The 25,200-nt window shown below is 70.5% G+C and carries 23 protein-coding genes; 13 read left to right on the forward strand and 10 right to left on the reverse strand.

Annotated features, from left to right (window positions below):
* The first annotated feature begins 70 nt into the window (after positions 1-70).
* On the forward strand, positions 71-2,326 hold the full coding sequence (locus ACWDVW_RS11845; RefSeq protein ID WP_449947156.1) for an EAL domain-containing protein: 2,256 nt from the start codon (positions 71-73) through the stop codon (positions 2,324-2,326).
* A 22-nt stretch (positions 2,327-2,348) separates the two neighbouring features.
* Here the strand turns inward: ACWDVW_RS11845 and ACWDVW_RS11850 are convergent, their stop codons facing one another.
* A complete protein-coding gene (locus tag ACWDVW_RS11850; protein WP_396749273.1) occupies positions 2,349-3,371 on the reverse strand; it encodes a LacI family DNA-binding transcriptional regulator in 1,023 nt (340 codons plus the stop codon).
* A gap of 292 nt (positions 3,372-3,663) precedes the next feature.
* Between ACWDVW_RS11850 and ACWDVW_RS11855 the strand changes: the two genes are divergently transcribed.
* The 5 genes from ACWDVW_RS11855 to ACWDVW_RS11875 all read left to right on the forward strand — a co-directional run bounded on the left by ACWDVW_RS11855 (position 3,664) and on the right by ACWDVW_RS11875 (position 10,481).
* On the forward strand, positions 3,664-4,935 hold the full coding sequence (locus ACWDVW_RS11855) for an ABC transporter substrate-binding protein (RefSeq protein ID WP_449947160.1): 1,272 nt from the start codon (positions 3,664-3,666) through the stop codon (positions 4,933-4,935).
* A gap of 76 nt (positions 4,936-5,011) precedes the next feature.
* Positions 5,012-5,998: a carbohydrate ABC transporter permease gene (locus ACWDVW_RS11860; protein WP_396749269.1), complete on the forward strand. Its 987-nt coding sequence runs from the start codon at positions 5,012-5,014 to the stop codon at positions 5,996-5,998.
* Positions 5,995-6,915 carry a carbohydrate ABC transporter permease gene (locus tag ACWDVW_RS11865; protein WP_449947163.1) on the forward strand — a complete coding sequence of 307 codons (921 nt, stop codon included), beginning with the start codon at positions 5,995-5,997 and terminating at the stop codon, positions 6,913-6,915. Before ACWDVW_RS11860 ends, ACWDVW_RS11865 begins: the two co-directional genes overlap by 4 nt.
* Positions 6,912-9,368, forward strand: a complete 2,457-nt coding sequence (locus ACWDVW_RS11870; protein ID WP_449947166.1) for a glycoside hydrolase family 2 protein — start codon at positions 6,912-6,914, stop codon at positions 9,366-9,368. The genes ACWDVW_RS11865 and ACWDVW_RS11870 overlap by 4 nt, the downstream gene beginning before the upstream one ends.
* Positions 9,369-9,851: 483 nt before the next feature.
* Positions 9,852-10,481 carry a DUF4352 domain-containing protein gene (locus ACWDVW_RS11875; RefSeq protein ID WP_449947169.1) on the forward strand — a complete coding sequence of 210 codons (630 nt, stop codon included), beginning with the start codon at positions 9,852-9,854 and terminating at the stop codon, positions 10,479-10,481.
* 151 nt (positions 10,482-10,632) lie between these two features.
* Here the strand turns inward: ACWDVW_RS11875 and ACWDVW_RS11880 are convergent, their stop codons facing one another.
* Positions 10,633-10,947, reverse strand: a complete 315-nt coding sequence (locus ACWDVW_RS11880) for a hypothetical protein (protein WP_449947172.1) — start codon at positions 10,945-10,947, stop codon at positions 10,633-10,635.
* A gap of 54 nt (positions 10,948-11,001) precedes the next feature.
* On the opposite strand from ACWDVW_RS11880, the gene ACWDVW_RS11885 reads away from it, so the two are divergent.
* A complete protein-coding gene (locus ACWDVW_RS11885) occupies positions 11,002-11,337 on the forward strand; it encodes a nuclease-related domain-containing protein (RefSeq protein WP_449947175.1) in 336 nt (111 codons plus the stop codon).
* Between the two features lie 52 nt (positions 11,338-11,389).
* Here ACWDVW_RS11885 and ACWDVW_RS11890 read toward each other — a convergent pair whose 3' ends face one another.
* The 7 genes from ACWDVW_RS11890 to ACWDVW_RS11920 all read right to left on the reverse strand — a co-directional run bounded on the left by ACWDVW_RS11890 (position 11,390) and on the right by ACWDVW_RS11920 (position 15,367).
* Positions 11,390-11,935 carry an IS1096 element passenger TnpR family protein gene (locus ACWDVW_RS11890; RefSeq protein ID WP_449947178.1) on the reverse strand — a complete coding sequence of 182 codons (546 nt, stop codon included), beginning with the start codon at positions 11,933-11,935 and terminating at the stop codon, positions 11,390-11,392.
* A 218-nt stretch (positions 11,936-12,153) separates the two neighbouring features.
* On the reverse strand, positions 12,154-12,579 hold the full coding sequence (locus tag ACWDVW_RS11895) for a hypothetical protein (protein WP_449947181.1): 426 nt from the start codon (positions 12,577-12,579) through the stop codon (positions 12,154-12,156).
* Positions 12,566-13,219 (reverse strand): hypothetical protein, encoded by a 654-nt coding sequence (locus tag ACWDVW_RS11900; RefSeq protein ID WP_449947184.1) that lies wholly within the window; start codon positions 13,217-13,219, stop codon positions 12,566-12,568. The genes ACWDVW_RS11895 and ACWDVW_RS11900 overlap by 14 nt, the downstream gene beginning before the upstream one ends.
* Positions 13,216-13,476 carry a hypothetical protein gene (locus ACWDVW_RS11905; RefSeq protein ID WP_449947187.1) on the reverse strand — a complete coding sequence of 87 codons (261 nt, stop codon included), beginning with the start codon at positions 13,474-13,476 and terminating at the stop codon, positions 13,216-13,218. Before ACWDVW_RS11905 ends, ACWDVW_RS11900 begins: the two co-directional genes overlap by 4 nt.
* 12 nt (positions 13,477-13,488) lie before the next feature.
* Positions 13,489-13,752, reverse strand: coding sequence for a hypothetical protein (locus ACWDVW_RS11910; protein ID WP_131052028.1), 264 nt, complete (start codon positions 13,750-13,752; stop codon positions 13,489-13,491).
* Positions 13,753-14,199: 447 nt separating this feature from the next.
* Positions 14,200-14,394 carry a DUF397 domain-containing protein gene (locus ACWDVW_RS11915; RefSeq protein WP_449947190.1) on the reverse strand — a complete coding sequence of 65 codons (195 nt, stop codon included), beginning with the start codon at positions 14,392-14,394 and terminating at the stop codon, positions 14,200-14,202.
* Positions 14,387-15,367, reverse strand: coding sequence for a helix-turn-helix domain-containing protein (locus ACWDVW_RS11920; RefSeq protein WP_449947192.1), 981 nt, complete (start codon positions 15,365-15,367; stop codon positions 14,387-14,389). Before ACWDVW_RS11920 ends, ACWDVW_RS11915 begins: the two co-directional genes overlap by 8 nt.
* Positions 15,368-15,739: 372 nt before the next feature.
* On the opposite strand from ACWDVW_RS11920, the gene ACWDVW_RS11925 reads away from it, so the two are divergent.
* From ACWDVW_RS11925 to ACWDVW_RS11945, 5 genes are all read left to right on the forward strand, one after another.
* A complete protein-coding gene (locus ACWDVW_RS11925; RefSeq protein WP_449947195.1) occupies positions 15,740-17,518 on the forward strand; it encodes a hypothetical protein in 1,779 nt (592 codons plus the stop codon).
* Positions 17,519-17,673: 155 nt separating this feature from the next.
* Positions 17,674-18,078 (forward strand): helix-turn-helix domain-containing protein, encoded by a 405-nt coding sequence (locus tag ACWDVW_RS11930; protein ID WP_396749258.1) that lies wholly within the window; start codon positions 17,674-17,676, stop codon positions 18,076-18,078.
* Between the two features lie 35 nt (positions 18,079-18,113).
* Positions 18,114-18,533, forward strand: a complete 420-nt coding sequence (locus ACWDVW_RS11935) for a VOC family protein (protein WP_449947198.1) — start codon at positions 18,114-18,116, stop codon at positions 18,531-18,533.
* 97 nt (positions 18,534-18,630) lie between these two features.
* On the forward strand, positions 18,631-18,969 hold the full coding sequence (locus ACWDVW_RS11940) for an ArsR/SmtB family transcription factor (RefSeq protein ID WP_449947200.1): 339 nt from the start codon (positions 18,631-18,633) through the stop codon (positions 18,967-18,969).
* Complete coding sequence (locus ACWDVW_RS11945) at positions 18,966-20,678, forward strand: SulP family inorganic anion transporter (RefSeq protein WP_449947202.1); 1,713 nt, start codon at positions 18,966-18,968, stop codon at positions 20,676-20,678. Before ACWDVW_RS11940 ends, ACWDVW_RS11945 begins: the two co-directional genes overlap by 4 nt.
* Here ACWDVW_RS11945 and ilvD read toward each other — a convergent pair.
* Positions 20,657-22,504, reverse strand: a complete 1,848-nt coding sequence (ilvD, locus tag ACWDVW_RS11950) for a dihydroxy-acid dehydratase (RefSeq protein ID WP_449947204.1) — start codon at positions 22,502-22,504, stop codon at positions 20,657-20,659. The genes ACWDVW_RS11945 and ilvD overlap by 22 nt on opposite strands.
* Positions 22,505-22,614: 110 nt before the next feature.
* Here ilvD and ACWDVW_RS11955 point away from each other — a divergent pair, with 110 nt between their 5' ends.
* The gene (locus ACWDVW_RS11955) at positions 22,615-24,975 is read left to right on the forward strand and encodes a putative bifunctional diguanylate cyclase/phosphodiesterase (RefSeq protein WP_449947207.1); all 2,361 of its coding nucleotides are present in this window, start codon (positions 22,615-22,617) and stop codon (positions 24,973-24,975) included.
* Positions 24,976-25,200: the final 225 nt, after the last annotated feature.

The following is a 25,200-nucleotide window of genomic DNA, read 5'->3' on the forward strand; positions in this document are numbered from 1 at the left end:
GGAGGACTTCACCTGTCGCCGCCCCCGCACCGCCGCACCGCCCCAGTGCCCCCTCACGAAGGCGACCGTCGTGCCCGTCGCGTCTGTGTTCCGAGCCGCCGTGTTCCGTGCCGGCGTCCGCTCACCGTTCCTGCCGGAGTCCTGCGTACTCGCGCTGGTCGTGCTGCTGCTCGTGGCCGGCGCGGTCGGTGCGGTCCCGGCCCTGGCGGTGGTGGCGCTCGCCGGCGCGGCCGGTTCCACGCTGGCGGGCGTCCGCCTGTCCCGGCTCGCCACCGGCACCGACGTGCCCTCCGGGTGCACCGACGGCGGTCGGCTGGCGCGTCGTCGCGCGGCCCGGCCCCGCCGCGCCGCCGCCCTGCTGCACGGTGCCGTGATGGCCGCCGGTCTGACCGCCGCCGTCCTGCCACTGGCCTCGATGGGACTCCGGCCGACCGCGGCGACGGTCGGGCTCCTCGGCACCGCCGCACTGCTCGTCGGCGGCCTGTCGAGCCTGCCGCGACCGCCGCGGCCACCGTGGCGGGTACGGCTGCTGCGGGTGCTGGACGCCGCCGCGCCCGGCGTCTGGCTGGTGCTCGTCGCCTGGCTGCTGCTGCCGTACGCCGACACGGCACCCTCGGTGCGGCTGGTCGCGGCGGTGGCGTTGGGCGTGCTGGCGGTCGACGCGCTGCTCGTGCTGACCGGTGCCCATCGGGCCGGCGGCGTCAGCCGGTGCCGGGCCGGTGCGTCGGCCATCCTGTTCGCGCTGGTGCTGCTGGCGGTGCTGCCGGTGACCGCCGGCCGGGTGGCGCTGCTGGCGGTCGGCCCGCTGGTGGTCGGGGCCCTGCTGGTCGCCGCCGGCATGCGGCAGGTGGCGCGGTCGGCGCCCGAGCCGGAGGGGCGGGCGGCCCGGGTCTGGCCGGTGGTGGTGGTCCCGGCGTCGGCGGTGGTGCTCGCCGTCGTCCACCAGTTGCAGGCCGGTCTCCTGCTGGACAACACGGCGGTGCTGCTCGCGCTCGCCGCGGTGCCTCCGTTGGTGGCCCGGGAGCTGGTCCGGAGCGCCGCGGAGTCCGTGGGGTCGCCGGAGCCGGCACCGCCCGGACCGGAGCCGGTCACCGCCGAGAGTCGTGGGCCGGACGGCCGCCCCGGTCTGCTGCGGGCGCTGGCGGCCTGGCCGGACCAGGGTGCGCTGCTGGTGGTGGACCTGCACCTGACCGAGCTGCCCGGCGTGGCACTCCGCGACGACGTGGCCGCCGAGGCGGTGCGCCGGGCCCGCGCCGTGGTGACCGCCGGCGACGAGGTGTTCGACCTGGCCGGCAGCGGGCTGGCGGTGGTCACCGACGCTGGGGCGATGCTGGCCTACGCGCTGGGCACCCGCCTGATCACCGAGCTGCGCCGCCCGTACGAGGTGGCCGGCGCGGTGCTGCGCTCGCGACCCAGCGTCGGGCTGGCCGAACTGACCCCCGGTCGCCCGGAGGACGTGTTGCGGCAGGCGGATCTGGCCCGGCGGCGGGCCGCCCAACTCGGCCGGGAGCGGGTCGAGTGGTACGACGCCTATCTGGAGGAGCAACTGGTCCGGCGGCTGGACCTGGAACGGGAGCTGCCCGGCGCGGTCGCCCGGGGCGAGCTGGACCTGGTGTTCCAGCCGGTGGTGGACCTGGCCGACCGCTCGCCGGTCGGCACCGAGGCGCTGTTGCGGTGGCGTAGCCCGGTGCTCGGCACGGTCTTCCCGGCGGAGTTGCTGCCGGTGGCCGAGGACCTCGACATCGTGGGCGAGTTGGGCGTCTGGGTGCTGGACCGGGCCTGCCGGCAGTTGGCGCACTGGTCCGGCGGCGGTCGGCGGCTCTGGATGTCGGTCAACGTCACCACCCGGGAGCTGACCTCGCCGGACTTCGTGCCCCGCACGGCGGCGGTGCTGGACGCGTACGGGGTGGGGCCGGACCAACTGGTGGTGGAGGTGGCCGAGCCCCGGGTGGGTGCCGAGCTGTCCACCGTGGTGGCCCGGCTGGCCGGTCTGCGGTCGATGGGCATCCGGACCGCCCTGGACGACTTCCGGGCCGCGCACGCCTCCCTGGCCCAGCTGCGGCGGCTCCCGATCGACCTGCTCAAGGTCGGTCCGGAGGCGGTGGTGCCGAGCGGTGATCCGGCCGGTCCGCTGCTGGACGTGGTGGTCACCGTCGCCGACCGGTTGGGGCTGGAGGTGGTCGCCGAGGGACTGGAGTCGGCCCACCAGGTCGACGGGGCGCAGCGCGCCGGGTGCCGTTACGGCCAGGGCTTCGAACTCGCCCGGCCGGCGACTGCGGAACGGGTGGAGGCGTACTTCGAGGAGTTCCCGTCCACGTCACGATGACGATGGATGCGGCTTAACCGGTTCATGAACGAGGCGGGGGTGGGCCGGTGCTGCCGCGCGGGGTCAGGTGCGCGGTCTCGTCCTCGACGACCACCGCCGCAGCGCCCTCGATCGCCTGGAGCAGGTGTCGGGCGGCGTGGGCGCCGTACGCGGGGATGTCCCGGCCGAGCGCGGTCAGCGGTGGGTGCACCAACCTGCACAGCGGGGAGTCGTCCCAGGCCACGATGGACAGCTCGGTCGGGACGGCGAGCCCCATCTCCTGGGCCACCGAGAGTCCGGCGATGGCCATCACGTCGTTGTCGTAGATCACCGCGGTCGGCCGGACCCGGGAGCTGAGCAGACGGCGGGTGGCCCGCGCGCCCTCCTCGCCGGTGTAGTCGGAGGAGACGGTGGTCGCCTCGGCCAGCCCCAGCCGCTGGCACACCTCGCCGAACGCCCTCGTGCGGGTCGCCGTGTGCAACAGGTCGGGCAGGCCGCCGACCCGGGCGATCCGCCGGTGTCCCAGCGCGTACAGGTACTCCACGGTCTCCACCAGGGCCGCCGCGTCGTCGGACCAGACGCTGGTCAGCCGGCCGGTGCCGGAGGGCCCGCCGATCACGACGGCGGGCAGGCGCAACTCCTCCAGCACCGGCACCCGCCGGTCGTCGGTGCGCAGGTCGCAGACGAGTACGCCGTCCACCCGCCGTTCGCCCCACCAGCGCCGGTAGACCGCGATCTCGGCGTCCTGGTCGGCCACCACCTGGAGGGTCAGCGCGTACGAACGGGCGGAGAGTTCCGCCTCGACGCCACTGATCAGCTCCATGAAGAACGGTTCGATGCCGAGCGTCTGCGCCGGTCGGGCCAGGATCAGCCCGATCGCCCGGGCGGTCGCGCCGGACAGGGCCCGGGCGGCGCTGCTCGGACTGAACCCGATCTCGGCGGCGATGGCGAGGATGCGTTGCCGGGTCGCCTCGGAGACACCCGGCTGCCCGTTGAGCGCGTACGACACCGCGCCCTTGGAGACCCCCGCCCGCCGGGCGACGTCCGCGATGGTGGGCCGCTTCACCGGCGTACGTCCTCCTGATCGCTCTGCCTGCCCGCCGCGCGCGGTGGCGCGGGCGTCGGGCACCAACGCTACCGGTCGCCCGCCGCTGTCCCGGTGGCGGTCCGACACCGTCTCGATCGGTCGGTCGGACGCCGTCACTTGTTCGGTTCAGCCGACCGGCAGGTCACCGTTAGGCGCTGTTCGTAACGCGCCGTTGACACCGCGAGAGCGGGCCCTTACGGTCCTAACTTATCCGGTTCAGTCAATGTTCTTCGATTTATTGAGCATTCCCAGCCTGCTTGGAGGAGGGGTCATGAGACGGTCCACGCCCCGGTGGCTGCGGGTCGCAGCCGTGGGTCTGACGGTCGGTTCGCTCGTCGTCGCGTGCAGCGGACGCAGCACCACCGGCGGCTCCGGCGGTGAGGTCACCCTGACGATCAACTTCTGGGGCGACTTCGGCCTGCAGGACCTCAAGACGAAGTACGAGGCGGAGAACACCAACGTCAAGATCGCCCTCAACTCGGGCGAGTACAACGCCCAGCACGAGGACCTGCAGAAGAAGCTCATCGCCGGCTCCGGCGCCCCCGACATCGCCGCCATCGACGAGGGGTTCATCGTCCAGTTCCGCAGCCAGGCCGACAAGTTCGTGAACCTGCTCGACAAGGGTGCCGGCACCTACGAGACCAACTACCTGCCGTGGAAGTGGAAGCAGTCGCTCTCCGCCGACGGTGCCACCCAGATCGGCCTCGGCACCGACGTCGGCGGCCTGGCCATGTGCTACCGCACCGACCTGTTCTCCGCCGCCGGTCTGCCCACCGCGCGCGACCAGGTCTCCGCACTCTGGCCCACCTGGGACAAGTTCCTGGAGGTCGGTGAGGGATACACCGCCGAGACGGGGAAGAAGTTCATCGACAACGCCACCAACCTGTTCAACCCGATCCTGGGGCAGCAGCAGGTCGGCTTCTTCGACGCCGACGAGCAGTTGCAGATGGCCGGCGGCCCCAAGGTCGCCTTCGACTACGCGGTCAGGGCGGCCGACGCCGGGATCTCCGCGAACCTGACCAGCTTCCAGGCCGACTGGGACAAGGGCTTCACCAGCGGCGCGTTCGCGGTGCTGCCCTGCCCGGCGTGGATGCTCGGGCACATCCAGAACACCGCACCCGGCACCAAGGGACAGTGGGACATCGCCACCGTGCCGGGGGGCGGCGGCAGTTGGGGCGGCTCCTTCCTCACCGTGCCGAAGCAGGGGCGCAACGTCGACGAGGCGTACAAGTTCGTGGAGTGGCTGATCCAGCCGGAGCAGCAGATCGAGGTCTTCAAGACGGTCGGCAACCTGCCCTCGCAGCCCGCCCTCTACGCCGATCCGGCGATCGCCGAGTTCAAGAACGAGTTCTTCAACTCCGCGCCGGTCGGGCAGATCTTCCCGAAGATGGCCGAGGGGCTCACCCCGCAGTACCTGGGCCGCAAGAACGGGCCGACCCGGGTCGCGGTGGAGAACGTGATCAACCGGGTGCAGAACGGCACGCTCGCGTCGGGCGCGGCCTGGGCCGAAGCGATCAAGGAAGCCGAGAAGGCCGGCAGATGACGGTACGGGTGGCGCGGCGCACCCGCGCCACCCGGCCCCGGTCTCCGTCCCGTCATCGCGTACCCGGAGTGTGCCCATGCCCACCACGCGCGCGGCCCCCGACCCGGCCACCCGCCGCCCCCGCACCGCCCGGTCCCTGACCTGGCGGGACCGGCTGCACCGCTTCGACATGCGGTACGTGCCCTACCTGCTGATCGCGCCGTTCTTCCTGCTCTTCTTCGTCTTCGGCCTGTTCCCGATGATCTTCAACGGGGTGGTGGCGCTGCGCCACTGGCGGCTGGACGACCCGGAACTGACCGGCTGGGCCGGAACGGAGAACTTCCGCCGACTCCTCACCGACGGCGACTTCGGCAACGCGCTCTACAACACGTTCGGCATCTTCCTGCTCTCCACCGTCCCGCAACTGCTGCTCGCGCTGGTCATCGCGTCGATGCTCAACCGGCGACTACGGGCGCAGACCTGGTGGCGGGTGGGCGCGCTGCTGCCGTACATCACCCCGATCACCGCGTCCACGCTGGTGTTCAACGTCTTCTTCTCCCGCGACTTCGGCATGGCCAACTGGGCGCTCGGCCTGCTCGGCATCGGCACCGAGACGCCGATCGACTGGCGGGCGGACAAACTCCACTCCTGGATCGCCATCGCCACGATGGTCAACTGGAAGTGGATCGGCTACAACGCCCTGCTCTATCTGGCCGCGATGCAGTCCATCCCGCGCGACGTCTACGAGGCGTCGGCCCTGGACGGAGCCGGGCCGTGGCGACAGCTCTGGCGGATCACGGTGCCGATGATCCGTCCGGTGGTCATCTTCACCGTGGTGCTCTCCACCATCGGCGGACTGCAACTGTTCACCGAGCCGATGCTGTTCGACCTGAACGCGCAGACCGCCCGAGGTGGCGCCGGCGGTGAGTGGCAGACCGTCGCGCAGCTCATCTACAAGGTCGGCTGGAAGGACCTCAACCTCGGGTACGCCGCCGCGATGTCCTGGGCGCTGTTCCTCATCATCCTCGCGGTCGCGGCCCTGAACACCCTGCTGACCAATCGCATCTCGGGGGGCCGCAGATGAGCGCACCGAGCACCACGGAGGCCCGGCCCCGTAAGCCGGGCACGCCGCCCGGTGGACGCAGGCGGACCGGGTCGTACGGCCGGGCCCCGCAGGACACCCCGGCGGGCATCGGGACGTACCTCTTCCTGGCGGTGACCACGCTGTTCGCGGCGTTCCCGCTGTACTGGATGTTCGTCATCGCCACCAGCACCGACGAGGCGACCGCCCAGCTGCCACCGGCGGTCGTGCCGAGCGACCAGTTCCTGGTGAACCTCAACGAGGTCTTCACCCTCCAGGACGTCTACTTCGCCGCCTCGCTGGTGAACAGCGTCATCGTCGCCACCACGGTGACCGCAGCGGTGCTGTTCTTCTGCTCGCTCGCCGGGTTCGCCTTCGCCAAGCTGCAGTTCCGGGGCAGCCGGCCGCTGATGCTCTTCGTGATCCTCACCCTGACCGTGCCCAACCAGCTCGGCGTCGTCGCGCTCTATATCGTGATGGGCAAGCTGGGCTGGAACGGTACGCTGCTGGCAGTGATCGTGCCCGGCCTGGTGACCGCCTTCGGCGTGTTCTACATGCGACAGTTCATCGTCAACTCGGTGCCGGACGAACTGGTCGAGGCGGCCCGGGTGGACGGTGCCACCACCATCCGGATCTACTGGAGCGTGGTGCTGCCGGCGATCGGCCCGGCGCTGGCGGTGCTCGGCCTGCTGACGTTCGTGGCCACCTGGAACGACTTCCAGTGGCCGCTGATCACGTTGAACGGCACCGACTATCCCACCTCGATGGTGGCCATCTCCGACCTGGCCAGCGGCAACTACGTGATCTACCGACGGGTGCTGGCGGGTGCCTTCGTGGCCACGGTGCCACTGTTGGTCGTACTCGTCATCGGCGGTCGCCGGATCGTCCGAGGAATCATGGAAGGCGCGGTGAAGTCTTGAGCGACGCACGGGGGAGCCGGCCGGACCGGTTGCCGTTGCACGACGGCTGGACCCTACGGCCGGTGCCCGGTCCGCAGGTGCCACCGGAGGTCGACGGTCGGGTGGTGGCGGCCACCGTCCCCGGCTGCGTGCACACCGACCTGCTCGCGGCGGAGCTGATCCCCGACCCGTACCTGGACGACAACGAGACCGCGCTGGCCTGGATCGGCCGCACCGACTGGGTGTACGAGACCACGTTCGACCGGCCCGACGCCGACCACCAGCGCCTCGACCTGGTCTGCGCCGGGCTGGACACGGTCGCCACGATCACGCTCAACGGCGTCGAGGTCGGCCGCACCGAGAACATGCACCGGGCGTACCGCTTCGACCTGACCTCGCTGCTGCGTGCCGAGGACAACAACCTCGTGGTCCACTTCGACTCCGCCTACCGGTACGCCGAGGCGCAGCGCGACCGTCTCGGCGACCGGCCCAACGCGTACCCGGAGCCGTTCCAGTTCATCCGCAAGATGGCCTGCAACTTCGGCTGGGACTGGGGACCGACCCTGGTCACCGCCGGGATCTGGCAGGAGATCGGCCTGCACGGCTGGTCGACCGCCCGGCTGGCGCGGGTGCGTCCGCTGGTCACCGTGCAGGGCCGCACCGGCCGGGTGGAGCTGCACGTCGAGGTCGACCGCGCCACCGACGTGCCGGTCACCGTGCACGCCGAGGTGGCCGGTGTGACCGCCGAGGTGACGATCCCGGCGGGGGAGCGGACGGCACTGCTGACCGTCACCGTCGACGATCCGGAGCTGTGGTGGCCGCGCGGCCACGGCGGTCAACCCCGTTACGACCTGACGGTGACGCTGCGCGGGCCGGACGGTGCGGCGCTCGACGACTGGCACCGGCGCGTCGGCTTCCGTTCGGTACGCCTGGACACCACCCCCGACGCGCACGGCGCCCCCTTCACGCTGCACGTCAACGACGTGCCGCTCTTCGTACGCGGGGTGAATTGGATCCCCGACGACGTCTTCCCCCACCGGGTCACCCGGGACCGTCTGGCGCACCGCTTCGACCAGGCCGAGGCGGCCAACGTCAACCTGCTGCGGGTCTGGGGCGGCGGCCGGTACGAGTCGGACGACTTCTATGACCTGGCCGACGAGCGGGGCCTGCTGGTGCAGCAGGACTTCCTCTTTGCCTGCGCGGCGTACCCGGAGGAGGAGCCGCTGCGCACCGAGGTGGCCGCCGAGGCCGCCGAACAGGTGACCCGACTGGCCGGGCACCCGTCGCTGGTGCTGTGGACCGGCAACAACGAGAACATCTGGGGTTGGCACGACTGGAACTGGCAGCAGCCGCTCGCCGGACGCACCTGGGGACACGGCTACTACCTGGACCTGCTGCCCCGGATCGTCGCCGAGCTGGACCCGACCCGCCCGTACTGGCCCGGCAGCCCCTACTCCGGCCGCGAGGACGTCCACCCCAACGACCCGGCGTACGGCACCACGCACATCTGGGACGTCTGGAACACCGACGACTACACGAAGTACCGCGAACACCTGCCCCGGTTCGTCGCCGAGTTCGGCTACCAGGCCCCACCCGCGTACGCCACCCTGCGGCGGGCCCTGTCCGACGAGCCGCTGGCCCACGACTCACCCGGCATGGCGCACCACCAGAAGGCCACCGACGGCGACCTCAAGCTCCGCCGAGGGCTGGACGCCCACCTGCCCGCGCCGCGCGACTTCGACGACTGGCACTACCTGACCCAGCTCAACCAGGCCCGCGCCATCCAACTCGGGGTCGAGCACTTCCGCTCCCACCGGGGCTACTGCATGGGCACCATCGTCTGGCAGCTCAACGACTGCTGGCCGGTCACCTCGTGGGCCGCCGTCGACGGCGACGGTCGCCGCAAGCCCCTCTGGTACGCGTTGCGCCGGGCCTACGCCGACCGCCTGCTCACCGTCCAGCCCCGTGACGGCGGCCTGGCCCTGGTCGCGGTCAACGACGGCGGCCGACCGTGGCACGCGTCGACCACGGTCACCCGGCTCACCCTGGCCGGGGAGCCCCGCGCGAAGACCACCCTGGAGCTGGAGGTTCCCGCGTACGCGACGGTGACCGTGCCGTTGTCGGCGGAGCTGACCCGGCCGGACGAGGCCCGGGACGAACTGCTCGTCGCGGACGCCGGCCCCGACCGGGCACTCTGGTTCTTCGCCGAGGACCGCGACATCCACTGGCCGACCGCAACCTTCGACGCCGTGGTGGAAGAGGCCGAGGACACCCAGCGGGTACGCGTGACCGCCCGCACCGTCCTGCGCGACCTGACGCTGCATCCCGACCGGCTCGACCCGTCCGCCGAGGTCGACGAGGCCCTGGTGACGCTGCTGCCGGGCGAGTCGACGACGTTCGTGGTGCGGTCGTCGACACCCCTGGACCCGACCGCCCTCACCAGCCGCCCGGTGCTCCGCTGCGTCAACGACTGACCGCCTGCCGCAGTTCGGCACCCGCCTTTCGCATAATCTGCCCGATCCAATTGAGGGTACTGGTTGGCGGGTATCCGACAGAATGTGGCGTCGGGGTCGGGTTCTGCCGTGCTCCGGTCGGGCGTGCCGATTCATCGCATTGGCTTGACGTCTGACGGTCGAATCAGTATTTCGGCTGGTTCCACAGTGAACTCGTCGCGCGAGCCGGGCCAGCCGGACGAATATTTCTGCGGTTAACCGTGGCACCGTTAGAGCGCTTTACTGATCACGCGGTAGCGCTGGACGAGACCCGGGAGACACCACTCGATGACGGCTCCATACGACCCTGCCCAAAACCCGCCCCCCGTTGGTCAACCGCCGACCGCGCAGTTCCCGCAGGTGCCCGCAGGGCAGTTACCGCCACCGGACGGCGGTCAGTTCCCTCCGCCGACGCCTGGCCAGTTCCCTGCACCACCCGTAGCCAAGAAGCGGGCCTCGTGGCTGGTGCCCACCCTCATCGGTGTCGGCGCGTTCGTGATGCTGTGCTGTGGTGGCACGCTGGTGGTCGGCTTGGCCGGAGGCGACAAGACGACCGACGTCACCTCCGCGACCAGCGCTGCTCCGGCTGCCGAGGGGGCCGCGCCCGCGCCCGAAGCGGCACCGACGACCAGTGCTGCGGCAGCCGAGCCCACCAAGGCGGCGGAGAAACCGGAGCCGGCGAAGTCGAAGACCCCCGGTATCGGCGACAAGGTGCGTGGCGGTGACTTCGAGTTCACCGTCAAGAACGTGAAGTGTGGCATCTCCCGGGTCGGCAGCGACTTCCTTAACGTTAAGGCGCAGGGCACCTTCTGCAAGGCCAGCGTGACCGTCAAGAACGTCACCAAGAGCGCCCAGACATTTCACGCCGATAGCGCCCTGACCGCACAGGACGCCAGCGGCCGAGAGTTCGAGCCCGACGGAACGGCCGGGATCTACGGCAACAGCGACGCACAGGGATTCCTGGACAAAATCAACCCGGGTAACTCGGTGACGGCGAACGTCTACTTCGATGTGCCGAAGGGCACCAAACTCAAGAGCATCACGCTGGACGCGGGCCTGTTCACCTTCGCCGAGGACGCTGTCGTCGTCCTGTGAGCGGCCGACACCTTCGGGCGGTTTATCGAGGGTTCGATGATTGACGCGATGCCCCGCTCGGTGATCTCCGCTTGATCTCCGGCCCGTCGGCGAGTTCTACACGTGGCTCGCCGACGGGCTGTACGACCTCCGCACGATCAGTATTGAGCGATCACTCGGGCTTGGGGCGGTGCTCGTCCCAGGCGGCGGAGTGGTAGGCGGAACTCCAGGCGTTCAGGCAGATCCCGATCGCCACGATGATGGCCGCGCCCGCGCCGATCTTGCCCCAGGTGCCGACGCTCGGATCGGAGAGGCGGTCGAGCCCCCACACGGTGACCGCGATCTGCCCGATCTGCACGGCGATGGCGACGAGGTAGAGCAACTTCGTCTCGCCGGAGGCGTCGGCGGGAATCTCGTCGAGTTCGTCGGGAACGAAGTCGGCCAGGGCGTGGTCCTCCTGGCCGGCAGCGCGGTCCTTCTCCTCCACGCATCCATGGTAGGCAATGTGACATGTGGTGGGCCGGAGACGGTCGGTGGAGCCATGGCTCATCTGCGCCAGGACCACCCCTCCAAGCCAGTGACCATCATGGCCGCGAGGCAGCGCGCGAATGTCCACGAACAGGATGGCCTGCGGGAGCTGGCGTCGTATCTGCCGGATGCCGAGCCGTATCACGCATGGGCGAACCTAGAGTTCATTGACTCCGACGGCTCGATCAATGAGATCGAAGCGTTGGTGCTCACCCGTAGCGGCCTCTACGTGCTCGAACTCAAGCACTGGCAGGGCCGGATCGGCGGGGACGGTAACCGCTGGCAACGACACAAGCCGAACGGCGCCTGGTCGCCACGTGTCGGCGTACGGGCTCGGACGCTCAGGTAGGTACGCGTGAGCGTGCACAGTTGGTGATCGTCAGAGACCCTCGGGGTCGCTACTATCCGCGTTGGCGAGGTCCCCACCACGGCAGTAGTGGCGGAAGGTCGGCAAGCGGTCGGCGGGGAGGTTTTGGCGGCTGCGACTCGCCGTCGTCGACGTCCCAGCGCCGGCCATATTGGTCGGGCAAGTCACCCCAGCCGAAGTACGGCATCGGCTCGGCAGGCAAACCGCCGAGCGTCTCGAGCGGGTCGATGCGGGACTCGGCGACTGTGCACAGGTGCGCCCAGTCGTCACCGAAGTCGAACAGGTACGCGAACTGCTCGCCGCCGCCCAGCCGACTCAGCTTGGTCCGGCCGCTGTCGATGCTGCCCTCGGGCGCCTCGCCATCCCACAGTTCAAGCGGCGTGACCTGGGTCTGGTCGGCCAGCGTGAACATGTGCATGTGGGCCAGGTCCCAACGGGCAAACGCCAGGTCGATCGCCTTAGCCAATTGGGCGCAGGTGTGCGACCGGCTCGCGGCGAAGACCCTACCAGGTCGAGGCCACAGGTCGATGCCACGACCCGAGACCAGCTCAACCCGTATGGACAGCCAGGTACGCGCCACGGCTCACCCTTCGATCGATAACGGCCCTCGACGCCTGGAAGGCTACGTAACGTCACCGACACCGGCCCCAGGCGGGGTCAGTGGTGGGTGCGTTCAGCCGTACTTACCTAGGCATCCGGAGTCGTACGCCGACATCACGAACCATCGTGCGGACCTACTCGGGCAGCTCACGCTTGACCGTGGGGCGTACCTCGTCGTCGCAATCCCCTGGAGTCAGCTCATACTCGGCTGGCCAGTGCTGCTGCCTCGGCGAGAAGCTCGTCCAGGTCGTCGTCGCCGATAGTGCCATCGCCCAAGATGCGCAGGATGACCAGACCTTGGATTCGTCCAGCCATCTGAGGATCGATGGCCGTCTCGACGTCGGGATCCACAGCGGCTCGGATCAGTGTCTCGGCCGCGTTGGCGTCGATCTCTGGGGTGCCGGGCGGGGTTCCCGCTCGCATCTCGGCCACGAAGCGCACGATCTCGCCCGTGGATGTCTGCTCATCGAAGCGCCGATTGACCGCGAAGTAGAAGACCGCGCCGAGAAGAGTCGGGAAACCGTCCCAACCGATTTCGTCAAGGCGAGCTTCCACCCGGTCATTGGCCTCGTGGTCGCCTCTGATCATCGTCCGGATGTAGTCGACCATCTCACGGCTGCTCATCAGATCGCTTCCTCTCGCGGTGCTTCTTCACCATGTTCCAGACACCTCGGAATCCCACGACGACTGCGCCAGCAGCCATGATGACGGACGTGACGGGGTGCTCCAACTGAGGGCGGTCGATCGGCGTGCCGGGGTCGACGCCCGTGGACGCCCTGCTACCGCTCGATCCCGAACCCTTGAGGCCCTTCTGTAGCTCGCGAAATCCGGTGGTGATTGCTTGTTCGGCCTGCTTGAGGGTGTCCTCGGTGTCGTCTGCCTTCTTGATGTGCCGGCGCAGGAACGCCTCGCCCTTCCGGCTGCGTCCCTCTGTCTCCTCGACCAGACGATCCCCGGACGGCGAAGCCGCGTCATTCGGGCCGCTGGGCGCGGCACCGGGGGCGATCGTGTTGACGTACGCGGTGATGTGACGGGCAGCCTCGGACAACAGGCGGGCGTAGCGGCCGGCTTTGTCCCTGGCCACCTCGGCGTTGGCGACGGCCGCGCGTAGCCGCTGGTCATTGGTGCCCCGCTGGACCTCGACCAGCCGGGCCAAGGCCACCTCGGCGTCCGTCCGGGCGCGTAGCGCGGTCACCGCAGCGGCATCAAGCTTCTGCTGTACGGCGAGAAGCTGCGCGACCAGTTCGGCGATGCTGCCGCTCATCCGAGTCGCGTGAGGTAGTCGCTTGCCTGTTCGGCGGTGTCCTTGAAGCGGCGGCGAGTCGGTGCGACCTCTGCCCCGGCAGCGGCAAGCGCCTCGTGGGTGGCGGTCACGTGCTCGTGTCGGCTGCCGTGCAGGAGGGCGGTCGCCGTTCGGGTCGCCGCCTCGGCCTCGGAGACAGCCTGGTCGAACCCATGTTGTCCCTGGCGGGCGGCTTCGACGGCGGCGCGAAGGGTCGCCTTGACCTCGCCGACACTCATGGTGGTGGTTGCTCAGCCGAGGATGCCGACGTAGCGGCGGGCGGCCTCCGAGCTGCCCTGCACGAGGGTCATGGCCTCGGCCAGCCGTTGTTTGCTCTGCTCACCCCGGGCGATGGCCTCGGCGATCGTTGGATGGCCGGTGCCGGCGGCGACGGCACGTAACCGGCTCAGCATCTGCTCGGTGTTGTCGGCGGCGGCTCGGATCTGGTTGATCGTGGCGTTGCCCTGCTCGGCTGCCTGCATCAGTGCCGCCTTGACCTCTTCGATGCTGGCCATGCCGTCCTCCTACCGCCGTCCGCGAAACCAGGTCATGTCTGCGTAGTCGGGCGGACACTATCGGAGACGGGCGTGGGTCGCAGCCCCGGTAACTACAGGTAGTCGGCTGCGGTTGGCCGCGATGGCGAAGGCCGCACCGAGCACCTGGCTGCCGCCGCGCCACCCGGTCGTCTCCAAGCCGTCCAGGATCTGGTCGACAGTGCCCCAGCCACGACGCGCCGTCGCGCGGATCAGGTCGCTGAATCCCGTCCGTACGCCCACGAGGTGGTATCGCGCCCTCCCCGCAGAAGGTGATCAGCCCAGTGCCGGTGACGAAGCCGGCGGAGAAACCGCACAAAGCGCCCCGCACTCGGCGTAATCATTGGCGACGACTGTCTATCTTGGACACTTTCCGTTCGAGTCGAACGGAAAGTGTCCAAGATCCTGGGGTCCCGCCGGGTTTGCAGGTCAGTCGGTGGTGCGGGTGGTGGTGAGGAAGGTGGCCCAGGCGATGGGGGTGAAGGTGAGGGCGGGGCCGTGTGGGTCTTTGCTGTCGCGGACCGCGACGACGCCGGGCAGGTTGTCGGCGACCTCGACGCACTCGCCGCCGTTGCCGCCGCTGCGGCTGCTCTTGCGCCAGCGGGCGCCGGTTAGGTCAACCACGGTGAACCTCCTCGATGATCTTGTCGATTAGTCGTCTTGATTGTTCCTCATCAAGGGCGAGGCTGAGCAAGCTCGACCATGCCTTTTCGTAGGCCGCGAACTCGGTCGGCCGGTCCAGGTACAACGCCCCGGTCCACGACTCGCAGTAGACGACCGGAGGCTCGGGAGTGGCGCGGTTACCCAAGGGGAAGTCAAGCAGAACGAATTCGCCGCCGACCGCGCCAAGGTGCGGACCAGCGGCGAGTGGCAGGAACCGAATCGAGACGTTCGGCAGGTTGCTCGACTCCTGCAAGTGCCTCAACTGTTCAGCGGTGACAGTCGGTGTGTCGACCGGTCGGAGTAGGACGGACTCGCAGAGGACGACCTGCACCTGTGGTGCCTTGGGCAGGCGGCGGGTCAGCAGGGACTGGCGTTGCAGGCGCAGGTCGACGGCGCGTTCGCGGTCGTCATTGGTCATGTCGGGCTGGTCGACCCGATAGATGCCCCGGGCGTAGTCCCGGGTCTGGAAGATGCCCGGCACGAGGCTGTTCTTGTAGAACCGCAGTCTCGATGCGGCGGATTCGAGGCCGACGTACAGCTCGAACCAGTCGGGGATGGCGTCGCCGTAGGCGTGCCACCAGCCTTTTGCTCTCGTCTCGGTGGCCAGTGCGGTGAGCGCCCGGGTCAGCTCGGCGCGGGCGGCGTACAACTCGCACATCGCGCGGACGTCGACGCCGCGCACGGAGCCGAGGCCGCTCTCGATCCGCCACACCTTCTGTCGGCTGCACTCCAGTGCCTCGGCGGCGGCGTCGAGCGTGATGCCGGCCTCGGTGCGCAGGTCACGCAGGGTCCTGCCGAGCTGGCGACGGGGCACTGTCGAACCCATGTCTTCGGCCACCGCACCCTCCTTCCTGTCGGGTTTTGCAACATCCTGACGGCGGTCGTGGAACTCGGAATTGGTGCGATCAAGCAGTGGAAACGTATGACGGGACATTCATTGTGATGGTGTTTCCGACCCTACAAGATAAGCCCGACAACAGCGATGACCGCGACGTCTATTCCGATCCCAGAACAGGTGGTGCCGATTCGTGCGCGCAATATTCCCACCGCCACCGTGCGCCAACGAGAAGCAGGCGGGTACGCGGTGACCGTCATAACCTGCCCGGACTGCGACGGGATGACCTTTCAGCTGCTGCCGTGCCGGTGCACCAGCTTCGGGAATCGGTTCCTGGCGGAGGAGACCGCCATACCCGCGCATCGTGTGGCGTACCGGGATTGCGAGCAGTGTCGGGGCGCGGGCAGTGTGGCGTACCCGTGTGGGCGCTGTCGGCGGCGCGGGCAACGGCGGGCGCAGCTGGTGCTCAGCGTGGCCAACCTGGACAGCGGCGCGGTCGCCTCGCACCGCGTCGTGCCCGGAGGTCTCGACCCGGAGCGCACGCAGTCCGGCTGGGTGGTGAAGCTCCACAACCGGGTACGCGAGCTGGCCGCCAGTGTCGGCGCGGCCGTCAGCGAGGAGGGGCCGGAGCTGTGGTTGCCGCAGCAGTGGCGACCCGACGCGCCGCTGGTGCAGCGACTGGAGCTGGAGGCTCAGGCGATCGTGCGGATGGACCACCTGCCCTGGCTGCTCTTCCTCGGACGAAGTGAGCCGGTGCCGCCGGTCGATCCGGCCGAACGGCTCGTCCGACTCTGCCTGCTCGCCGATCTGCTCCTGCTCGACCTGGTGATCGAGGTACGTCGGCCGGGGATGGGCTGGGACGTCCGGTACGAGGTGCCCGGCTCGCCGGTGCCGGGCTTCCGGAGCGGGCAACTCGACCTGCCGCAGGCGCTGGCCCGCACCGACGTGGCCGACGCGCTCGCGGGGCTCACCGAGCGCGGCCGGGGTGTCGCCGCCCGGCTGGTGCAGCCCGATCGACCGCGCACGCCCACCGTGCCGCCCGTCGACGTGGACCAGCTCGAACGGCGGATCCTCGCCGACTGTGTCGACCCGGTCGACGGCTCCGAGCTGCCCGGCGCACAGGCCCTCTGGCGGAACGGGCGGTGGTGGCACACCAGCCTGCGGGACGGCGATCCGGTCGAGACTCTCGTGGAGCAGCTCACCGGCCAGGTCGTACGCCGGGTGCGGGTGCCGTTGCGGCGCGGCTTCACGCCGCCCGAGCCGGCCTGGCTCGGTGCGGAGATCGGCTGGCGACCCTGCCCGGACTGCGTGCCCGGCAGCCGCCTGCGCAGCTGCGACTGTCGGCTCGGCGGCCGTGGGGTGGAGGCGGGCTGTCCGCGCTGCCGGGGCGCCGGGCTGCACACGTCCGTGCTGGCCTGCTTCACCTGCGACGGCACCCACCGGCTGCACGAGGCGGTGGTGCTCACGCTCACCGATTTGCGGCACCGGGTCGTGCACCTGACCTGGCACACCGGCACGCTGGAGCCGGTCACGCTCGTCGCCACCCAACCCGGCGGCAAGCCGGTGGTCCAGCTCCCCGACCGCTATCAGCTCGCCGCCTGGGCACCCGTCCTCGGCGTACGGCCGGAGGACCTCGCCGAAGCCGACGGCGGGCACGAGATCGAGGCGCGACTGCGTGGCGGCCACGTCACGCTGCCCTGGGCCGGAGCCGATCCGGTGGGCGAGCACGTGCGCGCCGCCGGTCGGGGCCAGCCCGCAGGTCGGCTGATCGTGACGGCGGTACGCCCCGACGCGCCGCCGCTGACCGCGCTGATCCGGCTCGCGCTCGGCCTGGACCTGGCGTGTGAGGTCAGCATCTGCGACCTGCGGCACAACGCCGACGATCCGCGCTACCTGAGCGGGCTGCGCTGGTCCGTCGAGCTGCGACCGCGTGACGCCCTGGTCCGCCCCGACGAGTGGCCCTACCGCCCGACCCTGGAAGCGGCGCTGGCCTGGTGCGTCGAGTGCCTGACCGACTCCATCGCCAGCGCCGCGCCGACTGACGTGGTGGTGCCGATCCCGGTGCCCGAGGCCCCGCCGAGCGCCCTGCCCGCCGACCCGGTGCCGGTGCTGCTGCGGCTGGCCGCCCGACACGTCGGGCAGGTGCTGACCGTGCGATTCACCCGGGACGGCTGCACTCTGCACCGTCACGACGACGACGGCATACACCTCCTCGCCGAAGCTCCCGACCTGCATGCCATTGAAGGATGAGAGTCGCGCGGCCGTCGGCTGCGGCGAACCGGTGGTGGCGCTTCGTCGACGCCGTCGGCTGACCGACCGGGGAGCGTAGGCTCCGGCCAGTGGAGTGCCCGTCGGATTCATGCCGGCCGGGCGTGACCTGTTCGGCGTTGTGGGGGAGATGGCCGGTGAGCAGGGCGGTCGAGCAGACGAACCGGGCGATGTTGCGCGCCCGGGACGCGATGGACCGCGCGTACGCGCAACCCCTGGACATCCCGACGCTGGCGAAGATCGCGTACGTCTCCGAGGCCCACTTCATCCGCACCTTCCGGGCGACCTTCGGGGAGACGCCGCACCGGTATCTGCAACGGCGTCGGGTGGAGCGGGCCATGTACCTCCTCCTGCACACCGAGCAGGACGTGACCGAGGTGTGCCACGCGGTCGGGTTCGGCAGTCTCGGCACGTTCAGCCGTACCTTCCGACAGATCGTCGGCGAGTCGCCCACCGACTACCGCAAGCGGCGGACGGCCCCCGCCGCGCCGGTGCCGGGCTGCTTCACCAAAGCGTGGACGAGGCCGAGCAGTTTTGGATAAGCAGCAGGTCAGAGCGTTGCATTAGCGTTCCGGGCATGACGATGAACGCAATCAGCCGCTCCCAGGTCTACGTCCTCGACCAGGATGAGGCGCTCGACTTCTACGTGGGCAAGCTCGGCCTGGAGGTGCACACCGACCAGGATCTGGGCTTCATGCGGTGGCTCACGGTGAACATTCCCGGTGACCGCCAGCGCGAGATCCTGCTGGAGAAGCCCGGCCCGCCGAGCCTCGACCCGGCCACCGCCGAGCAGGTCCGCGAACTGCTCACCAAGGGGGCGGCCGGCGGCTTCCTGTTCATGACCACGGACGACGCCCACAAGACGCACGAGGAGCTCGTCGGCAAGGGCGTCGACATCACCGACGAGCCGATGGAGCGGCCGTACGGGATCGACTTCGGCATCCGCGACCCGTTCGGCAACAAGATCCGCATCGGGCAGATGCTCGACCAGAGGTGAGGCGCAGGCAGGGGACACCCGGCCGGATGTCTATTTGAAGAAGTCTTCAAGTGCTAAAGTCTTCAGTGCACCGACGGTGCGTGGAGGAGGCTGAGGCATGTCCGTGCCGCTGTACCAGGCGAAGGCCGAACTGTTCCGCACCCTCGGGCACCCCGTCCGCATCCGGGTTCTGGAACTGCTCCAGGACGGCCCCAAGCCGGTACGCGACCTGCTCTCCGCCATCGACGTCGAGGCGTCGAACCTCTCCCAGCAACTCGCCGTACTGCGCCGGGCCGGGATGGTCACCTCGCACCGCGACGGCTCCCTGGTGATGTACGCGCTCAGTACGCCCGACGTCGCCGACCTGTTGGCCGCCGGCCGCCGGATCCTCGGCGCGGTCCTCACCGACCGGGATGCGCTCCTCGACGAACTGCGCGCCGGCGGACCGGCGGGATGAGGAGTTCTTCGGCCCCGCCGGCGGCCACGATCCGTTCGGTCGTGGCCGCCGGCGGACGCCGCGTCGTCGACCTTCTGCCCGGCCGCGCGGACTGGCACTCGGTACGCCGCGCGCCCCGACAGGACCTCCTCGCCGGGCTCACCGTGGCCGTGGTCGCGCTGCCGTTGGCGCTCGCCTTCGGCGTCACCTCGGGGCTCGGCGCGCAGGCCGGTCTGGTGACCGCGGTGGTCGCCGGAGCGGTGGCGGCCGTCTTCGGCGGGTCGAACCTCCAGGTGTCCGGCCCGACCGGCGCGATGACGGTGGTGCTGGTGCCGATCGTGCAGCAGTACGGCACCACCGGCGTGCTCATGGTCGGTGCGCTGGCCGGACTGATCCTGCTCGCCCTGGCTCTCGCCCGCCTCGGTCGGTTCGTGCGGTACCTGCCGGTACCGGTGATCGAGGGCTTCACCGCCGGGATCGCCGTGGTCATCGCCCTGCAACAGGTACCCGCCGCACTCGGGATCACCGACGCCCACGGTGAGCGGGTCTGGGCGGTGGCCGCCGACGCGGTCGCCCGTTTCGTCGTAGCGCCTCGTCCGGCGGCCCTCGCGGTGGCCCTCGGTGTCGCGGCGGTGATGCTGGTCGGTGCTCGATGGCGGCCCGGTCTGCCGTTCTCGATCTTCGCGGTGGCCGCTGCCACGCTGCTCGCCGAACTCGCGCCGGTCGATCTGCTCCGGATCGGCGCGCTGCCGCAGGGGCTGCCCGCGCTGTCACTGGACTTCGTGGACCTCGGCGCGGTGGGCGTGCTGCTGCCCGCCGCGTTGGCGGTGGCGGCGTTGGCCGCGCTGGAGAGCCTGCTCTCGGCCACCGTCGCCGACGGGATGACGGTCGGCCAGCGGCACGACCCGGATCGGGAACTGTTCGGGCAGGGCCTGGCCAACCTGGCGTCCCCGCTGTTCGGCGGTATCCCGGCCACCGCGGCGATCGCGCGTACCGCCGTCAACGTCCGTGCTGGCGCGGTGTCCAGGCTGGCCGCGTTCACCCACGCGGCGGCCCTCGCCGTCATCGTGCTGGCCGCCGCGCCGCTGGTCGGCCGCATCCCCCTCGCTGCCCTGGCCGGCGTGCTGCTGGCCACCACCGTGCGCATGGTCGAGGCCGCCTCGCTGTGGGCGCTGGCCCGCGCCACCCGGGGCGATGCCCTGGTGTTGGTGCTCACCTTCGCCGTCACCGTCGTCTGGGACCTGGTCACCGCCGTGGCCGTCGGCGTCGGCGTGGCCGTCGTGGTGGCGCTGCGCGCGGTCGCCCGTAGTGCCCGGCTGGAACAGGTGCCCCTCGATCCCGGGGCGCACACCGCCGAGGAGCAGAAACTGCTCGCGGAACACATCGTGGCCTACCGGCTCGACGGGCCGCTGTTCTTCGCCGCCGCGCACACCTTCCTGCTCCGCCTCTCCGACGTCGCCGACGTCCGAGTGGTCATCCTGCGGATGTCGCGGGTCTCCACCATCGACGCCACCGGCGCCCACGTTCTCGGCGACGCGATCCGGCGGCTTGAGGCACGGGGCATCACGGTGCTGCTCTCCGGCATCGCACCCGGTCACGACCAGGTGCTGGACACCCTCGGCGTGGCCGCCCGACTACGCGGCGACGGACTGGTCTTCGCGGACACCCCGGCCGCCATCGCGCACGCCCGTACCCTCGTGCCGATCACTCACTCCGGGACGCGGCGGTAGGCGCCGTCGCTGGCCGAGGTGGCCATCGAGGCGTACGCGCGCAGCGCTGCGGAGACCGGACGCTGCCGGTCGACCGGGGTGTACGGGCGGTCCCGCTTCTCCTGGGCGATCCGGCGGGCCTCCAGCACGTCGGCCGGCACGTTCAGGTCGATCGACCGGTTCGGGATGTCGATGACGATCTCGTCACCCGGCTCCACCAGCGCGATCAGCCCGCCGGAGGCCGCCTCGGGGGAGACGTGCCCGATGGAGAGGCCAGAGGTGCCGCCGGAGAAGCGGCCGTCGGTGAGCAGCGCGCAGGCCCGACCCAGCCCCCGGCCCTTGAGGAACGAGGTGGGGTAGAGCATCTCCTGCATGCCGGGGCCGCCCTTGGGGCCCTCGTAGCGGATCACCACCACGTCCCCGGCGACGATCTCCTTGGCCAGGATGGCGGTCACCGCGTCGTCCTGCGACTCGTAGACCTTCGCCGGCCCACGGAAGGTCAGGCACTCCTCGGGCACCCCGGCGGTCTTGACCACGCAGCCGTCCGGCGCGAGGTTGCCGTGCAGGATGGCCAGCCCGCCGTCGGCGGAGTATGCGTGCTCCCGGTCGTGGATGCAGCCGTTGGCGGCGTCGGTGTCCAGGCTCGACCAGCGGTTGGTGGTGGAGAACGGCTCGGTGGTCCGCACGCCGCCGGGCGCGGCGTGGAACAGCTCGATCGCCTCCGGGGTGGCCGAGCCGCCACGCACGTCCCAGTCGGCCAGCCACTGGTCGAGCGAGGGGGAGTGCACCGCGTGCACGTCCCGGTGCAACAGCCCGGCCCGGTCGAGTTCGCCGAGGATGGCCGGGATGCCGCCGGCCCGGTGCACGTCCTCCATGTGGTACTGCGGCGAGTTCGGCGCGACCTTGGACAGGCAGGGCACCCGGCGGGAGATCGCGTCGATGTCGGCCACGGTGAAGTCCATCTCGGCTTCGCGGGCGGCGGCCAGCAGGTGCAGGATCGTGTTCGTCGAGCCACCCATCGCGACGTCCAGCGCGACAGCGTTCTCGAACGCGGCCCGGGAGGCGACCATCCTCGGCAGCACCGAGGCGTCGTCGTGGTCGTACCACCGCTTGGCGATCTCCACGGCGGTGCGGCCGGCCTCGACGAAAAGCGACCGGCGGGCGGCGTGGGTGGCCAGCGTGGAGCCGTTGCCCGGCAGGGCCAGCCCGATCGCCTCGGTCAGGCAGTTCATCGAGTTGGCGGTGAACATGCCGGAGCAGGAGCCGCAGGTCGGGCAGGCGGAGCGCTCGATGGCGTCGAGCTGGTCGTCGGTGACGGCCTCGTTCGAGGAGGCGACCATCGCGTCGATCAGGTCGATCTTGGAGTGGACGACGCCCTCGATCGCCACCGTCTTGCCGGCCTCCATCGGGCCGCCGGAGACGAAGACCGTCGGGATGTTCAGCCGCAGCGCGGCCAGCAGCATGCCCGGGGTGATCTTGTCGCAGTTCGAGATGCAGACCAGGACGTCCGCGCAGTGCGCGTTGACCATGTACTCCACCGCGTCGGCGATCAACTCCCGGCTGGGCAGGGAGTAGAGCATGCCGCCGTGTCCCATGGCGATGCCGTCGTCGACCGCGATCGTGTTGAACTCCCGGCCCACCCCGCCGGCCTCGGCCACCGCCTCGGCGACCAGCCCGCCGAGGTCCTTGAGATGTACGTGGCCCGGCACGAACTGGGTGAAACTGTTCGCGATGGCGACGATCGGCTTGCCGAAATCGTCGTCGGTCATCCCGGTGGCCCGCCACAGGGCCCGGGCGCCGGCCATCATCCGACCGTGCGTGGAGGTCTTCGACCGCAGCTCAGGCATGCGTACCAGTCTTGCACCGTGAACCCCGTGTCGGACAGGCACACGGACCGTGTCCCAACAGATGCACACCCGATCCCCACGGCGCAAGCCGATCCGGCAGAGTTGGCGGGGTGCACACACCCCCGGCGTTGATCGGTGTCGCGGTGTCGAGCGCACTGGTCGCCCTCACGGCCGGTGTGCTGTTCGCCCTGTCGGTACGCCGTCGGTCCGCCTCGCACCGCTCGGCGTACGCGCTGCTGGCCGCCGGTGGCGTGATCGCCCTGCTGACCCTGCTGGTCGGGGTGACGGAGGCGCTCACCGTCGGCGGGCACTGGGCACACGAGCAGGCGCAGCGCACCGGTTGGGCCACGCTGGTCGCGATCGGCACGGCGGCGAGCAGCCTGCTCTTCGGCGCCGGCCTGCTCCGGATGCCCGGGGTCGCCGGCTCGGCGAGTTCCGCCGCCCGGCTGGCCCTGGACGGGGTGATCGTCGGTGCCGCGCTCTGGTTCGTGGGGTGGGTGCTGCTCTCCGAGCCGACCCGACTGCTCGGCGCGGTCACTCCGACGGCCTGCCCGGCGATCCTGGTCGCCTCGGCCAGCGCGGCGCTGAGCACCGGGCTGGCCGCGATCATGGTCTTCCGCGCACCACCGCCCCGGCAGCACCTCGCGGTGCTGGGCGGCGGGATCACCGTGGCCACCGGTGGCGGGTTGGCCATCGCGGCCGGGCTCTGCCAGGGCGGGCCGGGCGTGACCTTCATCGGTGCGGCGCTGCTCGCCGTGGGCCTGCTCGCCGCCGCGCTGGCGGTCCGCCGGATCGACCCGCCGGACCAGGTCGCCGTCGACGTGATCCGCCGCGACAGCGAGTACGCGGTGGTGCCGATGATCGCGATGGCGGCCTCGGCGATGTACCACCTCTTCCAGGACGGCCGGTTCGACGGTCCGGCCATCGTCGCCGGCAGCATCGAGGGCTTCGCCCTGGTCGCCCGGCAGTACCTCACCCTGCACGACGTGCGGGCCTACGCCCGGCGGCTCGCCGAGCGGGAGGCGCACTTCCGCCAGCTCGCGCACACCGACGCGCTCACCGGGCTGGCCAACCGGCGGGGGCTGTTGCAGTCGCTGCACCGGTCCGCCGAGGCCCGGGTGCCCTGCGTCCTGCTCGGCCTGGACCTGGACGGCTTCAAGAACGTCAACGACATGCGCGGGCACGACGTGGGTGACGCGGTGCTGGCCGAGGTGGGCCGGCGGCTGCGCGGCAACCTGCGCCCCGGTGACCTCGCCGCCCGGCTCGGCGGCGACGAGTTCGCGGTGCTCATGCACGGAGGCCCGGCCGAGGCGGCAGTGGTGGCCGAGCGGCTACTCAGGGTGCTCGGCGGTGCCTACGAGCAGTCCGAGGGGCCGGTGTTCCTCTCGGTCAGCATCGGTATGGCGGGTTGGGCCGAGGAACCCGACGTCGAACTGCTGCTACGGCACGCGGACGCCGCCCTGCGCTACGCCAAGCAGCGCGGCAAGAACCGCATCGAGCGCTACGACGGGGCGTACGACCGGTTGTTGCGTCGCCGCACGACGCTGGAGCACGAGCTACGCGGCGCGATCGAGCGTGACGAGCTGCGGTTGGTCTTCCAGCCGGTGGCCTCGTTGCCGTCGGTGCGTCCGGTCGGTGCCGAGGCGCTGCTGCGCTGGCGCCATCCGGAGCTGGGCAACGTCCGGCCGGACGAGTTCATCCCGCTCGCCGAGGAGTGCGGGATGATCGCCAAGCTCGGCGCCTGGGTGCTGCACCAGGCGTGCTACCAGTTGTCCCGCTGGCTGGCCGAGGGGCACGACGTCTGGGTGTCGGTCAACGTCTCGCCGCGCGAGCTGCACGCCGCCGAGTACGTGGTGCAGGTCGCCGAGGCGCTGCGCGCGCACCACGTCCCGCCGCAGCGGTTGGTGCTGGAGGTTACCGAACACGCGGTCGCCACCGATCTGGACGAGCTGATCCGGCGGCTGACCGCGCTGCGCCTGACCGGGGTGCGGATCGCGCTGGACGACTTCGGGGCCGGCTACTCGTCGCTGGGGCAGTTGCGTCGGCTCCCGATCGACATTCTCAAGATCGACCACAGTCTGGTCGCCGAGCACGAGCCGGTCCGGCCGGTGGGGCAGGACGGCCCGGCCTTCGCGCCGATGGTCGACATCGTGATGCGACTGGGTCACCAGCTGGGGCTCGAGGTCGTCGCCGAGGGCGTGACCAACCCCACGGAACTGGCCGCGGTGGTCGCCGCCGGATGCCGGTTCGGTCAGGGCGCGCTGTTCGGTTGGGGCGTACCGGCCGAGCACCTGGAGGCGATGCTGGAGGCGGCGACGTCGCCGGGTGCCCGCCCGGCCCGCCCGGTACCGGTGGACGGGACGCCCGCGCGCCCCTTCCAGCCGCCCCTTCCGCGTGCGGTCGAGAGTGCGTCCGAGCACGTCGGGCCCGGTGTGAGCGGCGTGCCCGACGGGACGCGCCGAGATCCGTGAACCAATATGTGGGATCAGTTGACTCATCGCGTGAGATGCGTCAGGCTTGGCCCATGTCGTCGAACCGGTCGCTGCGAGTACTTACCTGAGCGCACTCTCCCTGACTGAGAGTGCGCTGGCCCCGTGCATCTGGCACGTGGGCTTTTTTCTTGCCGTCGAACCCATCGGACGCCGCCGGATCGCCGCGTCCACCCGTGAGCAGCCCCACCCACTCCAGCCGAAGGC

It is taken from the genome of Micromonospora sp. NPDC003241, from assembly GCF_053589795.1.